27 protein-coding genes are annotated in these 24,122 nt (G+C 52.7%); 8 read left to right on the top strand and 19 right to left on the bottom strand.

The window, feature by feature from the left end; all coding sequences use genetic code 11:
* The first annotated feature begins 53 nt into the window (after positions 1 to 53).
* The 5 genes from E5161_RS16360 (at position 54) to E5161_RS16345 (ending at position 3,568) form a co-directional block, all read left to right on the top strand.
* Positions 54 to 1,148 carry a carbohydrate kinase gene (locus tag E5161_RS16360; RefSeq protein ID WP_136778910.1) on the top strand — a complete coding sequence of 365 codons (1,095 nt, stop codon included), beginning with the start codon at positions 54 to 56 and terminating at the stop codon, positions 1,146 to 1,148.
* Entirely contained in the window at positions 1,145 to 2,056 is a 912-nt protein-coding gene (locus E5161_RS16355; protein WP_136778909.1) for a pseudouridine-5'-phosphate glycosidase, read from the top strand. The genes E5161_RS16360 and E5161_RS16355 overlap by 4 nt, the downstream gene beginning before the upstream one ends.
* A gap of 95 nt (positions 2,057 to 2,151) precedes the next feature.
* Positions 2,152 to 2,295 carry a hypothetical protein gene (locus E5161_RS20880; protein WP_169306733.1) on the top strand — a complete coding sequence of 48 codons (144 nt, stop codon included), beginning with the start codon at positions 2,152 to 2,154 and terminating at the stop codon, positions 2,293 to 2,295.
* A 110-nt stretch (positions 2,296 to 2,405) separates the two neighbouring features.
* Entirely contained in the window at positions 2,406 to 2,963 is a 558-nt protein-coding gene (locus tag E5161_RS16350; RefSeq protein ID WP_169306732.1) for a DUF421 domain-containing protein, read from the top strand.
* A 95-nt stretch (positions 2,964 to 3,058) separates the two neighbouring features.
* Complete coding sequence (locus E5161_RS16345) at positions 3,059 to 3,568, top strand: C40 family peptidase (RefSeq protein WP_136778907.1); 510 nt, start codon at positions 3,059 to 3,061, stop codon at positions 3,566 to 3,568.
* Between the two features lie 131 nt (positions 3,569 to 3,699).
* On the opposite strand, the gene E5161_RS16340 is transcribed toward E5161_RS16345, so the two are convergent.
* Positions 3,700 to 4,686, bottom strand: a complete 987-nt coding sequence (locus E5161_RS16340) for an oxidoreductase (RefSeq protein WP_136779071.1) — start codon at positions 4,684 to 4,686, stop codon at positions 3,700 to 3,702.
* Between the two features lie 162 nt (positions 4,687 to 4,848).
* On the opposite strand from E5161_RS16340, the gene E5161_RS16335 reads away from it, so the two are divergent.
* On the top strand, positions 4,849 to 5,367 hold the full coding sequence (locus E5161_RS16335; protein ID WP_246042347.1) for a L,D-transpeptidase: 519 nt from the start codon (positions 4,849 to 4,851) through the stop codon (positions 5,365 to 5,367).
* 16 nt (positions 5,368 to 5,383) lie between these two features.
* Here E5161_RS16335 and E5161_RS16330 read toward each other — a convergent pair whose 3' ends face one another.
* The 15 genes from E5161_RS16330 to ligD form a co-directional block, all read right to left on the bottom strand.
* The gene (locus E5161_RS16330; protein WP_136778906.1) at positions 5,384 to 6,205 is read right to left on the bottom strand and encodes a carbohydrate ABC transporter permease; all 822 of its coding nucleotides are present in this window, start codon (positions 6,203 to 6,205) and stop codon (positions 5,384 to 5,386) included.
* The gene (locus E5161_RS16325; RefSeq protein ID WP_136778905.1) at positions 6,206 to 7,171 is read right to left on the bottom strand and encodes a carbohydrate ABC transporter permease; all 966 of its coding nucleotides are present in this window, start codon (positions 7,169 to 7,171) and stop codon (positions 6,206 to 6,208) included.
* A gap of 16 nt (positions 7,172 to 7,187) precedes the next feature.
* Positions 7,188 to 8,537: an ABC transporter substrate-binding protein gene (locus E5161_RS16320; RefSeq protein ID WP_425456535.1), complete on the bottom strand. Its 1,350-nt coding sequence runs from the start codon at positions 8,535 to 8,537 to the stop codon at positions 7,188 to 7,190.
* A gap of 121 nt (positions 8,538 to 8,658) precedes the next feature.
* Positions 8,659 to 9,438 (bottom strand): response regulator transcription factor, encoded by a 780-nt coding sequence (locus E5161_RS16315; protein ID WP_169306731.1) that lies wholly within the window; start codon positions 9,436 to 9,438, stop codon positions 8,659 to 8,661.
* Between the two features lie 20 nt (positions 9,439 to 9,458).
* Positions 9,459 to 10,781, bottom strand: a complete 1,323-nt coding sequence (locus E5161_RS16310; RefSeq protein ID WP_136778902.1) for an ABC transporter substrate-binding protein — start codon at positions 10,779 to 10,781, stop codon at positions 9,459 to 9,461.
* Positions 10,778 to 12,565 (bottom strand): cache domain-containing sensor histidine kinase, encoded by a 1,788-nt coding sequence (locus E5161_RS16305; protein ID WP_169306730.1) that lies wholly within the window; start codon positions 12,563 to 12,565, stop codon positions 10,778 to 10,780. Before E5161_RS16305 ends, E5161_RS16310 begins: the two co-directional genes overlap by 4 nt.
* 129 nt (positions 12,566 to 12,694) lie before the next feature.
* A complete protein-coding gene (locus tag E5161_RS16300) occupies positions 12,695 to 13,642 on the bottom strand; it encodes an MsnO8 family LLM class oxidoreductase (RefSeq protein WP_246042343.1) in 948 nt (315 codons plus the stop codon).
* A gap of 44 nt (positions 13,643 to 13,686) precedes the next feature.
* A complete protein-coding gene (locus E5161_RS16295; RefSeq protein ID WP_136778900.1) occupies positions 13,687 to 14,274 on the bottom strand; it encodes a GNAT family N-acetyltransferase in 588 nt (195 codons plus the stop codon).
* 221 nt (positions 14,275 to 14,495) lie between these two features.
* A complete protein-coding gene (locus E5161_RS16285) occupies positions 14,496 to 15,539 on the bottom strand; it encodes a class I SAM-dependent methyltransferase (RefSeq protein WP_211246752.1) in 1,044 nt (347 codons plus the stop codon).
* A gap of 289 nt (positions 15,540 to 15,828) precedes the next feature.
* Positions 15,829 to 16,050 (bottom strand): cold-shock protein, encoded by a 222-nt coding sequence (locus E5161_RS16280; RefSeq protein WP_136778899.1) that lies wholly within the window; start codon positions 16,048 to 16,050, stop codon positions 15,829 to 15,831.
* Between the two features lie 89 nt (positions 16,051 to 16,139).
* Complete coding sequence (locus E5161_RS16275) at positions 16,140 to 16,340, bottom strand: cold-shock protein (RefSeq protein WP_136778898.1); 201 nt, start codon at positions 16,338 to 16,340, stop codon at positions 16,140 to 16,142.
* A 223-nt stretch (positions 16,341 to 16,563) separates the two neighbouring features.
* Complete coding sequence (locus E5161_RS16270; RefSeq protein WP_136778897.1) at positions 16,564 to 17,220, bottom strand: FMN-dependent NADH-azoreductase; 657 nt, start codon at positions 17,218 to 17,220, stop codon at positions 16,564 to 16,566.
* 34 nt (positions 17,221 to 17,254) lie between these two features.
* A complete protein-coding gene (locus E5161_RS20875; protein ID WP_169306729.1) occupies positions 17,255 to 17,410 on the bottom strand; it encodes a hypothetical protein in 156 nt (51 codons plus the stop codon).
* A 144-nt stretch (positions 17,411 to 17,554) separates the two neighbouring features.
* Positions 17,555 to 18,334 carry a protein-glutamine gamma-glutamyltransferase gene (locus tag E5161_RS16265; RefSeq protein ID WP_136778896.1) on the bottom strand — a complete coding sequence of 260 codons (780 nt, stop codon included), beginning with the start codon at positions 18,332 to 18,334 and terminating at the stop codon, positions 17,555 to 17,557.
* Between the two features lie 578 nt (positions 18,335 to 18,912).
* Positions 18,913 to 19,821 carry a non-homologous end-joining DNA ligase gene (gene ligD, locus E5161_RS16260; RefSeq protein WP_136778895.1) on the bottom strand — a complete coding sequence of 303 codons (909 nt, stop codon included), beginning with the start codon at positions 19,819 to 19,821 and terminating at the stop codon, positions 18,913 to 18,915.
* An 89-nt stretch (positions 19,822 to 19,910) separates the two neighbouring features.
* Here ligD and E5161_RS16255 point away from each other — a divergent pair, with 89 nt between their 5' ends.
* Entirely contained in the window at positions 19,911 to 20,858 is a 948-nt protein-coding gene (locus tag E5161_RS16255; protein ID WP_246042340.1) for an ATP-dependent DNA ligase, read from the top strand.
* Here the strand turns inward: E5161_RS16255 and E5161_RS16250 are convergent.
* The 3 genes from E5161_RS16250 to E5161_RS16240 form a co-directional block, all read right to left on the bottom strand.
* Entirely contained in the window at positions 20,855 to 21,733 is an 879-nt protein-coding gene (locus E5161_RS16250; protein WP_136778893.1) for an alpha/beta hydrolase, read from the bottom strand. The genes E5161_RS16255 and E5161_RS16250 overlap by 4 nt on opposite strands.
* 446 nt (positions 21,734 to 22,179) lie before the next feature.
* Positions 22,180 to 22,773, bottom strand: coding sequence for a TetR/AcrR family transcriptional regulator (locus E5161_RS16245; protein WP_136778892.1), 594 nt, complete (start codon positions 22,771 to 22,773; stop codon positions 22,180 to 22,182).
* Between the two features lie 145 nt (positions 22,774 to 22,918).
* Positions 22,919 to 23,128, bottom strand: a complete 210-nt coding sequence (locus E5161_RS16240; RefSeq protein ID WP_136778891.1) for a hypothetical protein — start codon at positions 23,126 to 23,128, stop codon at positions 22,919 to 22,921.
* 387 nt (positions 23,129 to 23,515) lie between these two features.
* Between E5161_RS16240 and E5161_RS16235 the strand changes: the two genes are divergently transcribed.
* Entirely contained in the window at positions 23,516 to 24,109 is a 594-nt protein-coding gene (locus E5161_RS16235; protein WP_169306728.1) for a YcxB family protein, read from the top strand.
* Positions 24,110 to 24,122: the final 13 nt, after the last annotated feature.

Below are 24,122 nucleotides of genomic sequence, written 5' to 3'. Positions count from 1 at the left end.
GCTTCATGATCCATGAAGACATTGGAGATGCTGAACAAGGAAAGGAGCAGTTTATGGATCGCGAAGAGCAAATTATGGAGTTGATTCGTCGGAATCCTTTCGTCACGCAGCAAGAAATCGCTGAGAGTATCGGGATTTCGCGCTCCGCCGTCGCCGGTTACATCGCTGCACTGACGAAGAAGGGGATCATCCGCGGACGGGCATACATCCCCTCGGATACCGCCTCCGTGCTGTGTATTGGCGGCGCCAATCTCGACAGCAAAGCCGCGGCGAAGCAGCCGATCCGGATGGCGAGCTCAAATCCGGTGAACGTCACGCAGTCCTGCGGCGGAGTCGCCCGGAATATTGCCGAGACGCTGGCCCGCATGTCGGCGAAAGTTTCTCTGATGACGATGGTCGGGGACGACAATGCCGGAGCCTGGGTGTTGGAGGAGACGAAGAACCGGGGTGTGGACACCGGCTCGTCGATGGTCATGCCCGGTGATAAAACCGGCTCCTACACGGCGGTCATCGATCACGACGGCGAGATGGTGCTGGCTTTTGCCGATATGGACATATACGACCGGTTCACTCCCGCGATGCTTCGCGAGCGTTGGGCGCACGTCGCCGCATCCAAACTGGTCATTGCCGATACGAATTTGCCCGCCGACACACTAGCGGAACTTATCGGCCGTTGCGGCGAACACGGCATCCCTCTTCTGGTCGACCCCGTGTCATCGGAAAAATCGAAGAAACTGCCCGAGAAACTGGACGGAATTACCGCCATTTTTCCCAATGAGGAAGAAGCATGCGAGATGACGGGATTCCGGTACGGCGATTCCCATAATCCCGAGAAGCTGGCGGAAGCTTTGGCAGCACGCGGCGTCCGCAACGTATTTCTGACGCTCGGGGGTCGAGGAGTATGGTATTTCGGACAAGAGGGCAGCCGGCACTTCCCGGCGATCCCCACCCGAGTCGTCGAGGTAACGGGAGCCGGAGATGCGTTCGCCGCCGGGATTGCATTTGGAATGCTGCACGAACGCGGCTTCCAGGAGTCATGCCGGTTCGGCATCGCGGCCGCCCACTTGGCCCTCCAGACGTCCCATTCCGTAGCGGACCGCCTGAATGAACAGCTTTTGCATCAAACCGTGAAGGAGAAATTCGAATGAAATCCGCACATCTTACATTTACAGAAGAAGTCCGCGACGCGCTGGAAACGAACAAACCGGTCGTCGCGCTGGAAACCACGATCATTTCGCACGGTATGCCGTACCCGCAAAATATCGACATGGCCCGCAAGGTCGAACAAATCATTCGCGATCAAGGCGCGGTTCCGGCCACGATCGGCATCATGGAAGGCAAAATCAAAATCGGCCTGACGGAGAACGAACTGGAACTGTTCGCCACCCGCCGCGACATCGAGAAAGTGAGCCGGCGGGATTTCGCGTACATGCTCACTTCAGGCAAAATCGGCGCCACCACCGTGGCCGCCACCATGATCGGCGCGTCCCTTGCGGGCATCCAAGTGTTCGCGACCGGCGGCATAGGCGGCGTTCACCGCGAAGGTGAAGTCACGATGGACGTATCGGCGGATTTGACGGAACTTGCACAAACGAACGTGGCTGTCGTCTGCGCAGGGGCCAAATCGATTCTGGATATCGGCCGTACGCTGGAGTATTTGGAAACGCACGGAGTACCGGTCGTAGGCTACCGCACCGACGAATTTCCTTCGTTTTATTCGCGGCAAAGCGGCTATGGCGTAGATTTCCGCCTGGACAGCCCCGAAGAGGTCGCCCTGATGCTCCAACGCAAATGGGAGCTCGGCATCGACGGAGGAGCAGTGATCGCGAACCCCGTTCCAGAAGCCTCCGCGTTACAGCACGGCGAAATCGAAGGTGTGATTCGGCAAGCGCTGGATGAAGCGAAGGAACGGAGAATTACGGGCAAAAAAGTAACACCTTTCCTGCTGGACCGCATTAAGCAGTTAACGGGCGGCCAAAGCTTGGAAACGAATATTGCGCTGGTTTATCATAATGCCGAGGTAGCCGGCCAAATCGCGGCCGCGCTCAAACGCTAAGCGTAAACGGCCGCCGCTTCGGTTGCTGAATAGGCCCGGTCATTTCATCTCATGATACCTGTGTGAACGAAATGCCCGTGCTTGGAGGTGATGAGATGACAGGCCGCAATAACAAGCCCGATAACGACGGGCCGGCAGCGACTCCCTCCCGGTTGGACCAATTCGGCGGCAAGCTGGCGGAGGATACAGGCTCCAAACCGATGAACCGCAAGCCGGTTCAAGGCCAAGATAGATGCTAACACAACCCCCGGCCCCCCGACTTCAGGGAGGCCGGGGGTTTTTGCCGTGCGGAAATCGTATCCTTTTGGGGCATAATACCGGAAACAGCTTCGAAAGGAGCGGTCGGACCATGTTTCAGTTTGCATATGAAGCAGTGACCATCATATTGAGCGGTTTCATCCTGCTCCGGATCGCGGGCAAAAAGGTCATGGCGGAAATGACCCCTCTGGAGATGGTCACCGTGTTAGCGATCGGCACTCTCATTGGACACGCCGTCTCGGAGAATGCATTATGGAAGACCCTCGTTTGCATCGTCATTTTCGTTTTGATCTTGTTTCTCTTTCAATATTTAGCCATGAAATACCACTGGATTGAGCGGCTCGTCATCGGTCGGCCGATGCTTGTTATACGCGACGGACAAATTCTGAAAGAAAATCTGCACAAAATGCGCATGACGATGGAACAAATGGAACTGAGACTCCGGCGGAAGGGCATTGCCAGACTCTCCGACGTGAGGACGGCTGTCATCGAGGTAGACGGCCGGCTCGGCTATGAATTGGTAGACTCCGCAATGCCGTTAACCCGCGGCGAGGCGGAACAATTATTAGCGCAGTTGAACATGAAAATGCCGTCTTCGGATGGCAATAAGCACCAGCTTTTTAGCGAAATCAGGCAAACCCGCAAGTAATTTGGAAGTATGAGAATCGGCTTAGATTCCCCATATAAGCTACCAAGCATGTTATCCTTGTCCTCGAACAACAATCTCACGTTAGGAGGACAAACATGAAATTCACATCTCTTGTCAAGAAAGTCATTGCAGCCGCAGTGCTGGGCTTGTCCCTTATTACGGTTGAGATCGCCGGTTCCGGCACGGCATTCGCTGCCACGTCCGCTTCGACTACTTCGTCCATGCAGAAGGCGTACGACATTATAGGCGCAGCCAAATCCGTTCAAGGCAAAGTGCGTTACAAATTTGGCGTGAACAATCCGCAAAAATTGATTTTCGACTGTTCCTCGTTTACGAAGTATGTATTCGCTTCTCAAGGGGTTAAACTGCCATGGAGTTCCCGGGCTCAGAGCACGACAGGCAAGTACGTCTCGAAAAGCAATTTGAAGCCGGGCGACCTCGTGTTCTTCAGCGTCGGTACTCCGGGTAAAGTGAATCATGTCGGCATCTATATCGGAAACGGCAAATTCATTCACAATACGATCGGATCCAACGTCAACGGTGTTATCATCAGCGATTTGAGCAAATACAGTAAACGCTATATCACAGCAAGACGCGTACTGTAATAGGAAACAAAAAAAGGAGCCCCGGGCTCCTTTTTTTGTTTTGCAGCTCTATTCTATCGCTTGGTATCGTACGCCTAAAAGCAGGGTTAAAGAATAACAAGAGGAGCTTATCGCGCCCCCCGAGCTTGCATTCACACCTTCACCAGAAATCTGCCGCGGGATTGACCTTGCAATAGTGCCGTAACCGTTTCCGGTATCCGATCCAGCGAAATCTCCGAGTACATACTCTCCAATACCCCCGGCTTCCACTCCGCGGCCAATCGCTCCCAGACCGTCCGACGCAGATCCATCGGCGTATTCGCCGAATCAATGCCGATCAGCTTCACCGCTCTCAAGATAAAAGGGAACACCGTTGTTGCAAGCTCGGCGCCGCCCGTTAATCCGCTGGCCGCGACCGCCCCTCCACAGCGAATGCTGCTCAGAATGGCGGACAGCGTTTTTCCTCCTACACAGTCGACCGCGGCGGCCCACCGTTGTTTGTCCAGCGGACGCGGCTTTTCCGGAATCCACTCGTCTCTCGACACCACTTGTGCCGCTCCCCATCGCACGAGCTCGTCTCTCATGTCCGTTTTGCCGGTACTTGCCGTCACCTCATACCCTAGCCTGGACAAAATCGCCACCGCCATGCTGCCCACCCCGCCCGATGCGCCGGTAACAAGCACTGGTCCGGCGTCCGGCGCAACACCGTTCCGTTCCAGCTCATGCACAGACAAGGCTGCCGTGAACCCTGCAGTCCCAAGAATCATCGACTCCTTAAGCGAAAGCCCAGCTGGACGTTTGACCGCCCAAGCGGACGGAACTCTGGCATATTGGCTGAACCCGCCGAAGCGCGACACGCCGAGCTCGTAGCTCGTTACGATCACTTCGTCCCCTTTTTGGAACCGTCCGTCCTCACTAGATACCACAATACCCGCCAAATCGATACCCGGTACGAAAGGATACGTTTTGACGATGTTGCCGTTCGGGATACAAGCCAGCGCGTCCTTGTAATTCACACTGGAATACGCGACCTCGATCAACAGCTCGCCCGCCGGCAAATCTTCCAACGTTAGTCTCCGGATTCCGACTGTAAATTGATTTTCGGACTGGTCGGCAACCAGCGCTTCGAACGATTCCATCATCACCCTAGATCCCTCCCGATACGATAACTCGTGCTTTCTCCATTATAACCCTGCTTCCGGCAACTGTATGAAAAAAAGCACAGTCCCAGGCTATGGGAAGTGCCTTTTCTTGCAAACCCGGCATATAGATAAGATTCAAAGGGGGAGAAAACAGCCGACATGAAAATGAAACTCGCATTCCTGAGAATCGCCGTCATGATGTTATCCCTGCTGCTGCTCGTTCCCGTCACCGCCGCCTACTCCGCAACAGCTGTACAAGCCAAGCAATTATCCGGCAAATATGCCGAATTCAAGCAATTCATCGTCATCCGGAAAGACCTGAACCGACTCTACTACTACGAGCAAGGCAAGCTTGTGAAATCGTTCAAGGTCGCCACCGGGCTGAAGTCCTCTTACACACCCAAAGGGCTGTTCACCGTTCACGAGAAAGTGAAGAACAGACCGTGGTACAAAGAAAAGATTCCGGGGGGCGATCCGAGAAATCCGCTGGGAGACCGCTGGCTCGGGCTCAAAGTCACCATCAACGGGAAAGTATCCTACGCCTATGGTATCCACGGCACGAATAACGAAAAATCCATCGGTAAATACGTTTCGAAAGGCTGCATCCGGATGTACAACAAAGATGTTCACTGGCTTTATGATCAGATTAAAACCGGAACGCCCGTCCTCATTCAATAACGGACGGGCGTTTTTTTTACCCCTTAATCGAGCCTGCCAGCAAACCTCGCACGAAGTAGCGGCTGAGCAGCACGTACACGAGCAGTGTCGGCAGCGCTGCGAGAAGCGCTCCGGCCATCTGGACGTTCCACTGAACGATCTGGCTGCCGGACAAGTTTTGCAGAGCGACCATGATCGGCTGCTGCTTCTGCGTGGTTAAAGTGACCGCGAACAGGAACTCGTTCCACACGCTGGTGAACTGCCAGATGCCGACCACCACGAAACCCGTCATGGACAACGGCAGCATAATTCTACGATAGATCCCGAAAAATCCGGTTCCGTCGATCCGCGCCGCTTCCAGCATCTCCGTCGGGATCCCGACGTAGAAATTCCGGAACATGAGTGTACAGATCGGCAAGCCGTAAACGATATGGACAAGAACCAATCCCGGAATCGAATTATACAGTCGGATCGACTGCATGAACTGGATCAGCGGAATCAGCACGCTTTGGTAGGGAATGAACATCCCGAACAGCATTAGCGCAAACAGTAAATTGGAACCTCGGAAAGTCCACTTGGACAATACGTAACCATTCATGGATCCAAGCAGAGACGAGAGCACGGTCGCCGGAATGGCAAGGAGGAAGCTGTTTCGTAAGTTCGGGACAAGCTTCGTATAGGCTTCCTTATAACCCGAGAAATCCAGCGCGCTCGGCAGCCGCCACATTTGATCGAGCGTGATTTCTTTGACACCTTTTAAGCTGGTGATCAACATGACATAGACGGGCACCAAAAATAAGGCGGCCAACACGACAAGCAGCGAATAGAGCAAATAGCGCGATACGGTTCCTTTCGGCATCTAGCTCCTCTCCTTTCGGAAGCTCGATACCAAATACGGTACGATGAGCAGCGACACGAGCAGCAGCATGATCATCGCGATGCCTGCACCCTGTGCATAATGGTTGCCGCGGAATGTGGTCTCGAACATGTACACGCCCGGAACGTCGGTGACGAACATGGCGCCGGGTCCCGTCATCGCGTATATCAAATCGAAAATTTTAAGCGAGATATGCGCAAGTATGATGATCAAGCTCATCGAAATCGGCTTCAGCTGGGGCAGGATCACTTTGCGGAAAATTTGCCCCTCCGTCGCGCCGTCGACACGCGCCGCTTCCCGCAGGTCGTCGGAAATCGAACGCAAACCCGCAAGATACATGGCCATGGCGAATCCGGACATTTGCCAGACGGCGGCGAGCACCACGGCGATGATGGCGACCGGCAGACCGAAGTCGATGGCCCCCAGATGCACTTTGGGCACGATATCGGTGCTGGTAAACCATTTGGGCAAATGGGACACGCCCAGCGATTTCAAGACCAGGTTCACGCCGGTCGTGGGGTTGAGCACCCACTGCCAGACGACACCCGTAACGATAAAAGAGAGCGCCATCGGAAAGATGAACACGTTCCGGAAAAATGACTCTCCCTTAATTTTCGCATCCACCATTCGGGCAAGAAATAACCCGCAAAGCATCGTAAGTCCGATAAACAAGATCGTGAAAGCGAGCGTATTCCGAAGGTCCGATTGGAACCGGAAATCTTGAAACAGGAACTTGTAGTTGTCAAAGCCGACGATATGCATCGATTTCACCAGCGTGTTCCAGTTGGTGAGCGACACATATCCCGTCCAGGAAATAAAACCGTAGACGAAAATCGCAATTGCGATCACAGAAGGCAGCACCATCAGAATCGGAATCGCTTTTTCGGATTTTTGCACCATGGCCCACACTCCCGTAGGTGAAGCAGGGCCAGATGCGAACGTCCTCATCTGGCCCTATGATTCGTTATTGGATGCTGGAAGATTGTGCAGCTTTCAACGCTTTCAACGCTTGATCCACATCGCCGTTGGTCACGAAAATGTTGATCGCCTGGTTCGCCTGCGTCGTGAAGCCTTCCGGAGCGGCGGAGCCGTGCGCCATGGAAGGCGCCAGTTTCGCCGTTTTGAAGTCTTCGATCGTCTGCTGCCCGTACACGTCGTATTTCGATTTGTCCGCATCGATGCGGGCCGGGATCGAGCCTTTCAGCGGGTTAAATACGTCTTGACCTTCCACGGAACCGAGCACCTTCAGCCATTCTTTGGCGTTGGATTCGTTCTTGGCACCTTTCGGAATCGCGAACGTGTCCGTAATGACCATGAACATGCCGGTCGTGTTCGGCGTCGGAACCCATCCGAAGTCTTTGTTCGCTTCAAGCTTAAGATCCGTCGTAAAGTAGCCCTTCGCCCAGTCGCCCATGATGTTCATGGCCGCTTCGCCTTTGGCCACCAGTTGAGCCGCGTCTTGCCAGTTGCGGGCCGCGTGGTCCTGATTGATGTAGCCGAGCATTTTCTTAAACGTTTCCAGCGATTTTTTCACTTTCGCGTCATCAAAGGGCAATTGGTTGTTCCAGAGCTTCTTATAATCGTCAGGACCCAGTTCGCCGAGAAGGACGTTCTCGAATACCATGGTCGCCGTCCAGGGCTCTTTGTCGCCAAGCGCGAGAGGAGTGATGCCTTTCGCTTTCAGTGCGTCAGCCACCTTGAAGAACTCATCGAAAGTCGTCGGAGCTTTCAAGCCGTTGTCGTCAAAAATTTTCTTATTGTAGAAAATCACGTTGCCGCGGTGAATGTTGACCGGCACCGAGTAAGCTTTGCCGTCTTTGCTGACAAGATCGATCAGGTCTTTCGGGAACTTATCTTTCCAGCCTTCGGACTCATACAAATCATTGACGTCGATAACTTTATCCGCCGCCACCCAGCCGGTGTTCAGCTCGGCTCCGCCGTGTACCTGGAACGCATCCGGCGGATCTCCGCCCTGCATGCGGCTTGCCAGTACAGCTTTGGCGTTCGTGCCTGCGCCGCCTGCCACCGCAGCGTTGATGACTTCAATTTCCGGGTGCTTGCCGGAGAATAACTGAATCAGGCCTTTCAGACCCGCTTCTTCCCCCGCTCCCGTCCACCAGCTGAAAATTTCGACTTTACCGCCGCTTGCCGCTTGAGAAGCCGGCGCACTCGCGCTCGCCGAAGGCGAAGCAGAGGGCGAGTTCGAAGCGGACGGCGACGACGATGCGTCGCTGTTGCTTTTGCCGCCGCATCCGGCCAGCAGCATGCCCGTCAAGGCAACTGCGGAAATTACAAGACCCGCTTTACGTTTCACTTCCATACCCCTTTCGATCTTCCTTTTATGAAAGCGTTTTACACTACAATCATAAAATGAAAAGGGTTATGCAGAAAACGCAGCGGGTCTATCTTTTCTTCCGATTTTTTGCACAAATCGGTCAGCCGCGAAAATAAAGATTCCGGTACTCGCCCGGCGACATTCCCGTATTTTTCTGAAACCATTCGCTGAAATAGCGGGGATTCGGATACCCGACCGCCAGTCCGACTTCATAAATTTTGACCATATCCTGCGTCAGCATCGCGCGGGCTTTCTCCAGCCGGATTTCCATCAGCAGCTCGACGAACGATTTGCCGGTCTCTTGCCTGAATAACCGGCTTAAATAGTTCGGTGTAATAAACAACTCGGCGGCCAGGTCTGAAAGGTGCAGATCTTCGTGGTAGCGGTCGGAAAGCAGCTGAAGAGCTTTCTTGATGAGGTAGGAACTCGGCTCTTCGGCCGGTTCGGCAGCGGGAGCGGTCCGTTCGAAGCTCTCTTCGTGCCGTCTTTTGGCTTTCAACAGCGAAGCTTCAATTTCTTCGACCTCCGTCGGTTTGAGCAAGTAGTCGATGGCGCCTAGTCTTAGCGCTTCTTGCGCGTACTTGAAATCGCCGAACCCGCTGAGGAAAATCACCTTCACCTGCGTCAAATCCGGCCTGCCGGCCCCCCGTTCACGCAGCCGCGACAGCAATTCCAAGCCGCTCATGTTCGGCATCCGGATGTCCGACAAAATGATATCCGCCGTTTCCTTCTCCAAATAGGAAAAGGCCTCCGTACCGTCCTTGAATGCACGTACCAGTTCGATGCCGAGCTTGTCCCAGTCGATATGCTCGCTCAATCCTTCTCGGATCCACTCTTCATCGTCGATGATGATCGCCCGGCACTGCCGATGATTCTCCATTTTGATCACCTTCCACTCCTTCATCTCGCCGTTAGCCGATTCAGCTCGTTCGTGGCCTGTATGAACGCGTCACTCGGTTTATTGTTCACGGTAAACACTTTCGCCAAGGCATCCTCCACAATCTCCACCATTGAAGGGTAATACGTGACGGCCGGCTCCGATTTGGCGTATTTCATGCTCTCCAGAATCAGCTGAAAATCAGGGCGGGTTTCACGATATGCAGGATCGGCAAGAATCGACCGCCGCGCTGGTACGCCTCCGGCTTGGGCATAGAGGGCTCCTCCCTTCTTGCCGGTGGCATAGGCGAGAAATTTCCAGGCCCATTCCTTGCGGGTGGAGCTGGCATTCATGGCAAAAGTCCATGCATGCTGGAACGGAACTCTTCGAATTTTCCCGTTGGGGCCCTTCACGCCCGGAAGGAGCGCCGCCTTGATCTGATCGCGATAAGGGCTCTCCGTGTCGGAACGGATCATTGGATAGGCGGCGTTCCAGTAGGGAGCGGCCATGGCGATCTCACCGGACAAGAGTGCGTCCCGAGTTCGCACGAAATCCCAATACACCAAATCTCCCGGTACGAGCCTATTCTTCACCAGCCGTTGGATGTATTGCGCCGCTTCAATCGATTTGGCCTCGCTCAGCATCGAACGGCTATTCCCTTCGCTCAGGAAATCGCCTCCGAACGTCCAGAGCAGCGAAGCGAATATTTTCGTTCTTTCTTCCGGCACGACTGCCGGCATGGCCAATCCCCATTTGGTCGGGGACGCGGTATTCCGGATTTTGGAAAACTTCTCTGCGAGCGCATACACTTCATCCCAGGTTTGAGGAGGTTCCGGAATCAGGTCGCCTCGATAAAACAGAAAATGCGTGCTGATGTCGGTAGGCAAGGCATAGATGGCATCTTGGTAACGATAAACGGACAGAAAATCATCCAAATCGAACGATGGCCGATCCGTCAGGGCGGGGTTGTCGATGTACGGATCGAGCGGCGCGATCGCGCCTGCGGAAGCCAACTCCGCGATAGACGTATTCGGCACGAAAACCAAATCGAACGTCTCCGATCCGGCCAACAGTTGGGTGCCCACCGTCGTAAAGTAACCGTCCCGGCCGACCTCGATGAGATCTACTCGGATGCCCGTCTCCTCCTCGAACGGCCCTAGAAGCTGCCGAAGGGCGGCGGATTCCGTTCCGGTACGAATCAGGACTTTGATGGAAGGCGGCGGGGTGCCCGGCGTTTCCGCCTCGACCGAGTTACGGTCCAAAAACACAATGCCGCCAAGCGCCCAGACCAGCATTAATCCGAAAGCCAACGCCAGCCACACATGTAGTTTGAATCGGTTTTTCATCCGGCCGCCTCTTTCGTGGCTAAACTTTGGTACGGAATACTCACGATGACCAAGGTTCCTCCTTCGGGGGCTTGTTCCACGGATAGGCCGAACTCCGGCCCGAAGGCCATCTGAATCCGGTTCTGCACATTCCGCAATCCGACGTGAGCGCGCTGGGTCTCGTCCTGAAGCAGACTTGCTATCCGCCGTACATCGACGGGAACTCCCGAATTGTAGATCCGAATGGTAACCCGTTCACCTTCCCGGCTCGCGGTAATTGTAATATCTCCGCCTTCGGGGAGGTTGGAAATCCCATGTTCCAGTGCATTTTCGACCAGCGGCTGCAAAAGGAGAGGAATAATCGCTGTATCTCGGGCAGGCGGATCGATAAGGATCGTATGCCGCACCCGATCTCGGTATCGGAACGATTGGATCTGCAAATAATTCTCCACATGCTCCAGCTCTTTTTCAAGCGTCGTCCATTCCTGCCCTGAACTCAGCGTAAACCGGAAAAACTTGCCGAGTGCAGCCACCAGCTTGCTGATCGGCTCCGCTTTGTGCTTTTTGGACATCCAATACATCGTGTCGAGCGTGTTATACAAGAAATGGGGATGAATCTGCATCTGCAGCGCCTGAAGAAGCGCTTCCCGCTTTTCTTTTTCCTTCCGTTCGTTCTCCTGCATCAGCTGCTGGATCCGCTCCATCATCCGGTTGAAATTCCGCTGCAGGATGCCGATTTCGTGGATGGATCCTTGAATGTCCCGCACCTGCAGGTGGCCGATGGACGAGTAGGACATTAAGCGGGCGAGTTGAATGACGGGCTTGGACAAGGCAGTCGCCAGCAAAACGGAAATGATGATAAAAATGACCGTTCCGAGCACCGCCATAATCAGCAAATATTGCAATATTTTTTGGTTGGCGCCGAGAAGCTCGCCCATCGGCACGACCGCCGTCATTTTCCAGCCGCTGATATCGGATGTGACGTAAGACAGCAGCCACTTCCCCTGCAGCTTGACACTGCCGCTCCCTTGTGAGGGCAATGACTTGACGGCGTCGCGGATTTGCCGGTTTTGCAGCAAAGCGGATTCCTGCTCATAAATGATGTCGCCCTGCGGGTTCGTGACCAACAGCGCGCCTGTCGAGCCGATATGTACGTTCTTCAGCGAATCCGCGAGGAACCGGTCGTTGAACTGTACGAACAAATGGCCCCGCAGCGTGGAGAAGTTGCTGTCGATCAGCCTGCGGGCGGCCACGACCGAATCGCGGACCGACGTTTCAAACCCGCTGTCGGAACGAAAAGCGGCTCTCCGGTCGCTGAACCAGTTCATTTTGAGCGGCCTGCTGGCGATTTGTTGGATGATGTACCGGTAATTTTCTTTGTCCATTTGCTTAGCCCATTGATAGGTATTGTCGGTGGACAGTACGATCCGTTCGGGCGTGACGAAATACACAGCGCGGATATGATCCAGCCGGCCGCGGAATAGATCGAAATACACCATCTGCTGAAATTTGCGGTTGGCCTCTTGCAGTTGGTACGGCGTATGAAGAGGACCCTCTAGGAAATCCAGCTGCTGCTGGTACAGAAGCGGCCACGTAAGGCGGTCGATCTCCGTCAGGTTGGCGTCAAGCGCTCTCTCGGTTTGCTGAACGGTTTGGGACAGGTATTGGCTGACCTGGCTTTGGAAGATTTGGTTTTCTTTCGTATAGATTACGAAGGTAATGACGACCATCGGGAAAATCATGAGCAGCAAAAAAACCGCAAGCAGCAAGGTGCGGATCGATATCGGCTTGGACAACGAAAACATGAGGTCCCCCTTCGCTGGGTCCTGCATCCCCATTATGCAATCGCTTCCAAAAGTATAGCATAAAAAACAGCCGGCGGCAGACCGGCTGAAACTGATGCGTCATCTCAGGTAAGTGTTGTTCGTTTAAGCCTACCACACTTCTCTCGCGATCAGCTCATAGGAATGAATACGCGCGCGGTAATCCGGGATCATCGTCACCAGCATAAACTCGTCAACACCGTATAAATCGGATAATTCCTGCAAACGGTTTGCGATGGAAGCCGGCGTACCGATCAGCAGCTTGGTTTCGAAGTAAGGTGCGGCCTCCCCATCCTGCGCGTCCTTCCTAAATAATGCAGCACCGGAGGATGCCAGGCGTCTGGCCTCCTCCTCCGTTTCCGCACATACCGCTCCCATCGTGACGATCGACTTCGGTTCCGGGAAGAGCGGCGAAGGAACAAATGCTTCCCTGTACGCTTTCAAAACTTCATCGCCTGCTGTATCACTCATAAACTGGCCGAATACGTAGCCCGTACCGAATTTCGCTGCGTACTCCGCACTTTTCCGGTTGGTGCCCAGCATCCAAATTTCCGGCGGAACGGGTGGGTTCGGGCGGGCGCCGACGGGTTCACCTTCATACATATAGCTGCCCATCAGCAGCTCCGTAATATTTTTTAACTTATCCGGCGTCTGCCGGACATTTTCCAGGAAATTTCCGCTCAGCGCCATACTCACGTGCGCGGAGCCTCCGGGAGCACGTCCCAAACCCAAATCGACGCGCCCCGGAAATAAGCCCGCCAGCAGCTGGAAGCACTCGGCCACCTTCAGCGGCGAATAATGCGGCAGCAACACGGCGCCCGATCCGATGCGGATGCGTTCCGTTTTCGCACCGATATAGGCGAGAAGCACTTCCGGAGCGGGACAAGCCAGCTTCGGCATGTCATGATGCTCGGCCGCCCAATAGCGGGTATAGCCGAGAAGCTCCGCCGCCTGCGCTAGCTCTGCCGCCTGGGCCAATGCGTAAGTATCTTCCCGTCCTTCGAATACGGGAACCAGATCCAGAACACTCAGCTTCAACGGTTGTTTTACTTTGATCACTCCTTCTTCGGCCACATCCCTTTCAGCAGCTCGATATCCAACTTCTATGCCTCCTTGTGCTGCGTCATGAAGCGCTCCAGCCGCGCTTTCACCTCCGGCCACTCCCGGTCGATAATGCTGTAATAAACGGTATCGCGTATGTAACCGTCCGGCAAAATCATATGGTTGCGATGAATGCCTTCCTTCACAGCACCCAGCCGCTCAATCGCCCGTTGGGACCGCGTGTTGCGGGTGTCCGTCTTCAACTGCACCCGTATTGTGCCCAACGTTTCGAAGCCATGCTTGAGCAGCAAATATTTGCACTCGGTATTAACCTCGCTTCTCCAGACCGAAGGCGTCAGCCAAGTCGATCCGATCTCCAAATTCCGGTTTGCCGCCGAAATATCGAAAAACCGCGTGCTTCCGATCAATTTGCCGGTCAGCCGGTCTTTGATGACAAATGGGACGGCTGCGGGCTGGTCCAGCGCTTTGCGCACATAAGCCCCCGCATCTTCCATCGACGCGATCCAGCCCTGGGTTACCGTCCAGATGTCAGGGAAATTCCCCGCTTCATACAGCCCTTCGGCATGCCCTTCTTCCATAGGCAGTAATTCGACCCTGTTCCCCGTTAAAACGACCGGTTTCACTTCCATAACGTCATCTCCTCCATCATCATCTCATATCATTTGTTTGACGAATAAACAACCCATTCGAATCGGAGGTGCCCGCAACTCATGAGCATGACGCGTTCATGCACCGAACCTTGCACCGCTTTGATCGCTCGCACGGACCCGAATGAACAAGAGAGCGTCCTTCTGCTGCCGGAACTCGATACCAAATAGAAGGAGCCGCTCGGATGAGCGGCTCTTCCTGTTTATCTCGGCTTCGCGACAATCCCGTTATGCACCTTGATGTACCCGTGCCGTAAAATATCGAACCCCGACTCATACACATACAAGCCCATTTGCCGCACGTCCATGAGTTCTCTATACGTATGATTCATAACATCGGCCATGATGGTGTAAAACAACCGTGACCTGAGCTGCACTCTCGGTGTCGTCATGACGGCATAGCCGCCCGGCTTCAGAAATTTGCGGTGCCAGTCCATCACTTCGGGCTTGAACTCGTCCGGGAAATGCTCCAGCAGCCCGACGCTGAGCACGATATCAAACTCTTTGCCGAAAGGCAGATTGCGGATATCGTCCACCAGGTAATGGATATTCATTTGCGATTTATGCCAAACCTGCGATTGGCCGGTGGCTGGATTCGCGCCTAGAAAAGGATAGCTGTCCGGGAAGTGCCCGAACCGGTCCGTGCGGCAAAAATCGTCGTAGTCGACCATCACGACTTCGCCTTCCGGATACATCGCATGCAGCTGCATTGCCTCGTACCCTTCCGCTGCTCCCAAGAACAGAATGCGGGGCTTACGAATGTCGAGTCCTTGGAATAACGCCCGTTTGCCGCGCGGATCCCAAATCCCGTCCTGAATCCGGTGCGCATAGTTCCACAGAGACAAGCGGGCGGTTTCGCCCAGCGCTTCCTTCACCTCGTGAACTTGAAACCGCGCCAAATGTTTATAAAGTTTCTTTTTCGCTTCGGACAGTTCCTCCGGCACATCTTTCACAAACCACTCATGAAAAGAACGATTGAAAAATTCCCACGAGGTTTTCACCGACATGTGTCCGTTCTGTTGTTCCCATTCTTGCTTGGACTTCGCCATCGTCTTGACTTCATAAGGCTTCCCGACTGTTTTCCAAGTCAGCTGCGACCAGTCCGATACCAGGTTGGCGTTGATGAAGCGGTCCAATTGCTCATTCCCGGGATTCCGCAAATCGATACGGTAATTAGGGGTCAGGCGTGTTGTGCCTAGTTCCACATCCGAAATCGACATCGGATCGCTCAAACTTGCTTCCGGCATCCCTGCACCTCCTCTATCCGATTCCGGCAGTTCCAACCGTTTCTCTTCGTTTTGCATTCGACATGCAGCTGGCGTTTCCTTCCGGCAGTTTAATCAGCACATATGACATTAAATGATTATATAATTATTCGTTGATTTCATATCAATTGGGATTACAAAATAAAGCCCATGACCAAGGACACCGTACATAACGTAAAAAACGCGGTCAGCACCAGCAGAAAATTATACTCCAAACAAAATAAAAAGGCCCGCCAGAATGATCCGGCTGGCCCTTCATAAACGGGGACGCTTAGTGAGCGTCCGTTTTGTACTGAGCAGGACTGGAGTTGACGATAACGGCGAGCATTCTCTCGCCTTTCTCCATCTCGGATCGGCATAGCGGACAGACGGGCTGATCAGAAAACGTGAAGTTCGCCCGCGTCCAGCCGTTGCATGCATCGTTGGTGCAGGACCAAATTGCGGTAAGTTCTTCAGGTATTTCTTCCACCGGTTTTTTCCGTGAGTTATACATGAACGTCCCTCCTTGAAAGTCCTGGCTCATTCCGTATTAGAAAAACAAAAGTACCCCGAACCGCAAGGCTCGGGGTACTTTGCTGTGGATTACAGTTTTACGACGTTCTCGGCTTGCGGTCCGCGGTTGCCCTGAACCACATTGAATTCAACGCGTTGTCCTTCGTCCAACGTTTTGAAACCATCGCCAGTGATTGCACTGTAGTGCACGAATACGTCGTTGCCGCCTTCAACTTCGATGAAACCGAAGCCTTTCTCAGCGTTGAACCATTTCACTGTTCCTTGTTGCATGTGTAAAACACCTCCTTTATAGTTACGCGACCTCTTTATTTCGTGAGAAATAAAAAATTCACATATTGTACAAGGTTATTTCCAAATCATAACCCTCTACAATATGCGAGTTCAGGTCAAGAATTTGAATTACCTCCATAATACCCGATCAATCGTGGAATTGCAAGCGGATGGGCAATTGTATTCAACTTTCAAAGATCAGCGTAACCGAAACAGCGCCCGACTATACCCGAACCGGCTCTTTCGCAAACCATTTCGCTTTATCTGCCGCACCGCTGATGGCCTTCTCTTTGATTTGCTGGGCCTTATCCGGCATTTGCGCCATGCCTTCGATGACGAGCGTGTCGGCATCCGTAATCCCGATGAATTGGAAAATTGCCCTCAAGAACCGGTCGCCGAATTCGATCTCTTTGGCGGGACCTTCCGAGTATACGCCGCCTCGTGCCTGGATATGCAGCGCTTTTTTGTCCGTCAGCAGACCCACCGCGCCGTTCGCCGTGTACTTGAAGGTTTTGCCGGCAATACAAATATTATCGATGTAGGCTTTGACGCGCGGAGGGAAGCTGAAGTTCCACATCGGCGTCACGAACACATATTTGTCGGCTGCGACAAACTGATCCGTCAGTTCGTTGATTCTCGCCACCTTGGCCTTCTCGTCCGCCGACAATTGGTCGAAGGCTTTGCCTTGTTGCAGCTTGCCCCAACCGCTGAACACATCGGTATCGATATAGGGGATGTCGATTTGATAAAGATCCAAATGGACGATTTCGTCTTCCGGTTTTTCTTTCCGGTAGGCGTCCAAAAAAGCCCGTCCCACGGAAAGGCTGAACGATTGTTCTTCCGCTTTCGGGTTCGCCGTGATATAGAGCACTTTTGCCACTTTCGCTCCACCTCTCCTGGAATTGAGTATTTCGTTACGTGATTGAGGAATCGGAAGACGTCTCAGGATAGATGTCTTTTCCATATTCGAACGGGTACTGCATCGGACTTGCCGGCTCGGTTGGAATCGGATCCTTCCGATCCTGGGGCACGACGTCATCCAATGGGATATCTTGTCCGTAAACGAACACTTGACTAACCTCCTTCACTCAGGCTGATGTCAGTATGCCCCGTTTTCCGGCATTCATGAGAACTTCTGCACAAAAAAATTCGCCATTACCTGTCCGAGGTGGGGGACAGATCGGCGAACTGCAGCCCATGCTAACCTAAGAAGTTCACAAGTTCTGGATGTAAATGCTCGATCCGATCCTCCCCACAATGCCGGATAATCTGCGCAAATACGCAAAATCCGGAAACACCACCCGGTCCGTCAGGTAGGCGGAAATCTGGCTTCCCGGTCTCCTCCTTCGGTTCAAACCGGCGATAATCCCTTCCGTACTCTTGATTCCAATACCGTGGCCGTAATGTACGCCGCCCGGGAGCAGAACCGTATTCTCGCCTTGCCATTGCGGCTGGTCCGGGGCATGATCGGGATTTTTGAAGTACAAAACATCTCCCACATTGGCTTCCTCAATATTGTCGATCGATTTCATCCGCAAATCTTCATCATAGTGCCAATCGTACAACAGCAGATCCCGGAAATAGAGGTTAAACGGCCCCCGTCCGATCGACTCCAGTACCGCTCGATACAAAACGATCACGATCGCGGTTGCGCATTCTACGGCGTATGCTCTTCCATTGTAGAAAATATCGAGAATGGCCTCGGATGGCTGTATGTCCGGATTCAGACGGAGGCCCCCGTTCACCATTCGAAACCAATACGGCTCACGGCCCTCGGAATATTCGAAAGTGGTAAACCGGATTCCGCTGGCCAGCAATGCATAAGCCGAGTCCACGATCCGGCTTCTCATTCTGAGCTCAAACAGCAAGGCGTCGGTCGATTCATAACGGTAAGTAACCGGACTGCGCTGTTTTTTCATGGCCACGGCTCTTTCCGTTTGGGACAACGGCAGTGCGCCGATATCGACCGAATCGCTATTCCCGATCAGGATCATGACGTACCTCCCAACTCCATCGTTACAAATTATTGTATGGGCGCTCCCCCAATCAGGTGTGGAAAAAAAACAAATAGCCTCCGTTTATATACTGCATAAACGAAGGCTATCGCTTGCCGAACCTACTATTCATTTTTGATTGTTCCCTGCCCTTTCACTGACATGCACGACATGTCCTGGATATTCATGAATTTTCGGATTTCCATTGCCTTTCATGGGGACATGTTCAGCATGTTAATCCAACCGTATGCTTGCTCTTGCTCTTGCTCTCGGTACCCGCATGCCCACAGATTACGAAAAAGTTGTCACCGGCTTTTTCACTGTGCAATCTGCTTTCCGCATGCTTCGCCTATCCCTTTTCCATTGGACTATCCCCTTTGTCTATGGAATGTATTTTAATCAGCTCGAGGCGGCGTCGATTCTTTCGGTGACCCGTCCCTCGGAATGCAGGACCTGTTGTTGTCACCCGTGAACGCCTGAGTCTGACTAAAATCGTTGGGCTGAAGCGTCATTTGTTTCTACTCTTTATTAACCCTATGTAAAGAAAAATAAACATTTTGTCGAAAATAAAATCCCGTTTATGATGTCCGCTCAATAAACTTCAATATTTCCTCCACCGGCTGCTCCGTTCGGAACTCTGATGAAGATATCGCTCGAAACAAGTCCCCAACCTTTTGGAGGCGCTGCGGCACTGTGACGATCGTAAAATCGGACGGATGGAATCCTTGGTCTACTTCGTTCCAGGTGACAGGCGTGGAGACGGTAGCCCGCGGTTTCGCACGAACCGAATAAGCGGCCGCCATCGTGCGGCCGCGCCACAGCTGCAAGTAGTCAAAATAAAGCTTGTCCCCGCGCTTCTCCACCACCCGCTCTAACGTGATGAGGCGCGGCATTTGCTGCAGCATGTACCTGGCGATGAACGTATTGATGCGGCGAGTTTCCTCGAATGTATATTTCGGTTCGATGGGCACGAAAATCTGCAGCCCTGTCGCGCCGGATGTTTTCGGAAAGCTCTGCAGGGACAGTCCTTCCAGCACGTCTCTCAGCTTCAGCGCCACCTCGCGCACCGCGTCGAAAGGCATGCTGTCCGCCGGATCCAGGTCGAATACCAGCTCGGTCGGATAATCCTTGCGGTCATGCCGGTCGAAAGGCACATGGAGTTCGATCCCGCCTCGGTTGGCCACCCATACCAGCGTTGCGGTATCGTTAAGCAAAATCCTTTCCTTATCCGCATACTCGACTCGGGGAACCCAATCCGGGGCATGGCCGTGAATGGATCGCTCCTCGACCCTCCTTCCCTGGATGCCGTTGGGATATCGCCATACCATCAGCATGCGGTCTCTCGTATAAGGCAGAAGAAAGGGCGCAGCTTGAATGAGGTATTTTAAATAATCCAGCTTGGTAATGCCCGCTTCCGGCCATATGACGCGTTCCGGATGAGAGATTTCGACTTCTTTGCCTTCTATCGCGACGATCTGCTTCTCCATAGGAAAATCTCCTTACTGGGTACAAGCTGGTCATTATTTTGCGTCCGGCTGTTCAGAATATGTAAGAAGGAAAGATGAGAGGAGCAGCCATGGAGCCGATTTATCCGTTCGAACCGGTGATCAGCGACACGATCCCGGCGGAACCTTATTGGAGGTACGAGATCAAGTGGGACGGCACGCGTATCCTTACTTACCATGATGAGGAAAGTACCAAACTGTATAACCGCAAGCAAAATGAACGTACCCGCCATTATCCCGAGCTGCTGGACACCCCCTCCTACTGCCGGGCCTCTTCCGTCATTCTGGACGGAGAGGTCATCGCTTTGGCCGGGGACGGCAAGCCTTCTTTTCATGAAGTGATGCGCCGCGATCTCATTCAGAAGCTCGACCGCGTCCAAGAAATGCAGCGGCTCGTGCCGGTCAGCTATATGATTTTCGATATTGTCTATTTCAACGGCGAGTGGGTGAACAGCCGGCCTTTGTCCGAAAGATTGGCCTTGCTGCAGGATATCGTCACGCCGAACGAGAACGTCCAGCTTGCCGCGTTCCACCATGACGGCGATAAGCTTTTCGAGGTGATGCGGCAGCAAGGCATGGAAGGGATCGTATGCAAAGATTTGCGTAGTTCCTATTCCCTCGGAGGGAAGGACGATCGGTGGAAAAAAGTCAAAAACTACGGAGATGTGATCGCGGTCATAGGCGGTTTTACGTTAAGCGGTGGATTCGTAAACGCCGTGCTGCTGGGGCAATACGATCAAGAGGGGAAGCTGTGGTATATCGGCCATACCGGAACCGGCAAGCTGTCGAAGGCCGAATGGCGGGATCTGACGGAGATTTTGACGCCCATGAGGTTGAACAAATCCCCGTTCGCCAATCGGCCTGACCGACATCGGGATGCTTATTGGGTTACACCGAAGCTAACCGTAAAAGTGCAGTACAGCGAATGGAGATGGCAGGAAGGCCGCGCGCTGCGACAGCCCTCCATCCAATCCTTCGTCAAAACAGCCCCCGAAGAGTGCAAGCTGCCCTGGGTTTAAGCCAGGCCCTCTCTGAGGAATGGAAGCAACTCGCTCCAAAAGTGTGGATCTTTGTGGGAATTCCGATGACCGGGTGTATGGAGATACCGGTGCCGGGTTCGGGGTGCGTGATCCATCAGATACTGTAATTCACTCACTGGGACATAATCGTCGTTTAACGAATGCATCATGAGAAGCGGCGTGGTTGTACTTTGGATAATCGGCACGAGATCGAAACCGGCTGCCTCTTGGCTGCTGATTCCGGCTCTCCACATTCCGATTCGTAACAGAAAATACGGCAGCGGCAAGCGTCTCAGCTTGGATTTTGATAAGTATGCTTTCATGATGGAGTCAAAACGTGCAGGCATCGAATCTGTCACCAATGCCCGGATTTTTTGCGTTTTCTTCAATGCCAGCACACTGCCGAAGCCTCCGAACGAATGCGCCAATATTGCGATACAGTCCGAATCCACCTCATCCCTTCGCGAAGCATATTCGAGTGCGGCTAACACATCGTCCCGGAATGACTTCACTGTAGGCGCGTCGATCGGCCCGCTTTCCCCATGACCTCTGGCATCGAACATGAGGATCGCATAACCCGCCTCATATAAAGGCGTAACGTATCGAAGCATTCTGGATTTACCGGATCCCCAACCGTGAGCCAAAATGACCACCGGTCTTTTATGTACACTGTTCTCCGGTTGATTCGGAATGAACCAACCCGCGATCGATGTTCCTTCGCTGGAAAATAACACTTTCTCATACGGGTAAGCCGGCTGCTCCCCTCCCGCCAATCTTTTGGGCGACTGACTCTTCACGGTAAGATACCACAACGATAGGCCCGCAACTGCCCCTGCTGCGAACAGCACCCCGATAATGATCCACATCAATTGCATACGAACGTCTCCTTCCCTTGCTCACAAGGTAGATTGGATTTTTTGGCTACAAAAGCTTCCCAGACCACGATCTCATAACCTTTCTTTTCAATTGCCGGTTAAGACCGATCGGTCTTTTTTTGTGTCAAAAGAGAAGACGCCATTGCGTCTTCATGGATTTGAAGAGAATCACATCGTTATGGCCGTATCACCAACTTGAAACTTTCTTGTGTAACTATATTTTGCCAAATTGCAGAGCAGACTTAGGGACCAACGCATGCTGTAACGACAATTTACGAGCTTACAGAAGCTATGTGAGCACGCAACTCCACCCAACACCTTTCCAATTTCGCAAAATATCACTGCGGAAATATTCTGGGTAAGTTTGCTGCTGCAATTTGGCGAAATGTCGTAAGAGCTCCCCTGAGGAATTACAAGCAACGGCGATCCGTGAGTTCTTAAGTTTCTTATTTCACTAATTCTTTCAGTATATAAGCCTTCATCTGCCGGAAGGTCTGCTGCATATACCCGCTGTCACCGTATAACTTGCTCAGCATCACACCGCCCTCGAAGGTCGCGGTAAGATAAGTAACGACGGGCTCGATATCCAGATCATCCCGGAATTCGCCTTTTTTTATGCCTGAGCGTATGATCATTCGTACCAAGTCGTACCATCGGTTCATGGCAGCTTGCGCTTTCTGCTTCAGTTCGGGGTGTGTATCGTCGGAATCGACCGCTGTGTTCAACAACGGGCAGCCCCCTTCAAGCGGCGGATCCTCTACGATGTTGTTGTAGATGGAGAACAAGGAAATCAATTGATCCACCCTTGATTCCTTGCCTTCGATCGCTTTCATATAGCGTTCTTTCAACACGTTAACGGCGTAATCGAACGCCTCGAAAGCCAGCTCGTCTTTGGAAGAAAAATGATTATAGATCCCGCCTTTGCGCAGGCCCGTCTCTTCCATAATGTCCGAGATCGCGGATCCGCGGTACCCTTGCCGATTGAACAGCCGAGCCGCTTTGCCGATTATGTACTCCCTCGTTTGTTGCCCTTTTCGCATGCTGACCTCCCCACTCACAATCCAAAAACAAACCGATCGGTCTCATTTTATCCCAACGGTTTCCGAAGGTCAATGGGCCAAAACAAAAAGCCGGACACGTGAAGTGCCCAGCTTGGATATCCCTGCGCCTCAGCCTAATGCCGCTTTAAAATAAAATCCGGTCGGTGGGGAGCATTTTTTTATGCATCAAGAGTTGAATGGCCACAATGACTTGCAAATCGGTCAAATGGCACTTCTTGGCGATTTGCGCGATGTCTACCGGCCTGCCCTTTTCATCGGCTAAAGCGTGGTAAACGAGCTTTTCCGAGACGGTTAATTGCTCCAATGTATTGGAGGACGCGTTCGTATCTGACATCGATTAATTCTCCCGCTACCGTATTTCATCACATTATAGGTAGATTACCCGAATGCTTGGTTGGTGACACACTTTGTATCATATTTTTTTCAGCATATTTTGCAATTCCTTGGTAGAATAAGAAAAACCAGTGCATCATGGAGGGGAACGAGTTGGAACGAATCCGAAGAAAAGCTTTATTGACGGATGGAAGACTCGACGCCACTCATCCTCCGACCGGACACCGGATGAAGTATATCGATTCGTTAAGACTCTATGAGCCGCTATACCAAATGACCAATGAGACCCACCGGCGACTTCTCAATGAAGTTTCCACGTTATTTCAGCCAATGGAAACCGAAATTTTGGATCGTTACAGAAACTACTTATATTACTGAGGGTGATGACATGAGCGAAACCGTGCAGGCTTCTACCGTTGGAATTGAATTGACCAAAAAAGATATTTTGGATTTTAATTTCTCGTTCTGGCGTAAAAACGGAACGCTATGGATCATGCTGTTTTTCGGGTTCGTGATCCTGTTGGCCGTGATGGCTGAAATTGCGGACGGACGTCCATTTCAGGATTACGTATCTTTTCTCGTTTTCCTGCTGATTATTATCCTGATGCCCTTTCTCATGTATTTCAGCGCGAAAAGAAGCTTCAACAACAAGTTTCTCCAAGAGAAAAAGACATATGTTTTTACCCCTGAAGGATTTACTGCAACCTCTGCGTCGACGTCGGTAAACACGCTGTGGACGGATGTTCAGAAAGTGCAGATGACGAAAAACACGGTATTATTGTTTATCGCCAGCAACGCCGCGCATATTCTCCCGCGGAGATATTTGACGGGACATCCGGAGATTTATACGATGATCCAGCAGTATATTCCGAAAGAAAGCCGCAAAAAGGGCAAGTCCCGATGGCTTCGGAATGTTGTCTTTTATATGGTGATCTTTTTGGTCACTGTCGCTATTGTACAGTTCATGCTGAGCCGCCAGTAATCCGGCTATGCTA

This window comes from Cohnella pontilimi, assembly GCF_005049045.1.
Classification (GTDB): Bacteria; Bacillota; Bacilli; order Paenibacillales; family Paenibacillaceae; genus Cohnella; species Cohnella pontilimi.
This window is presented reverse-complemented; position numbering and strand designations above follow the sequence as displayed.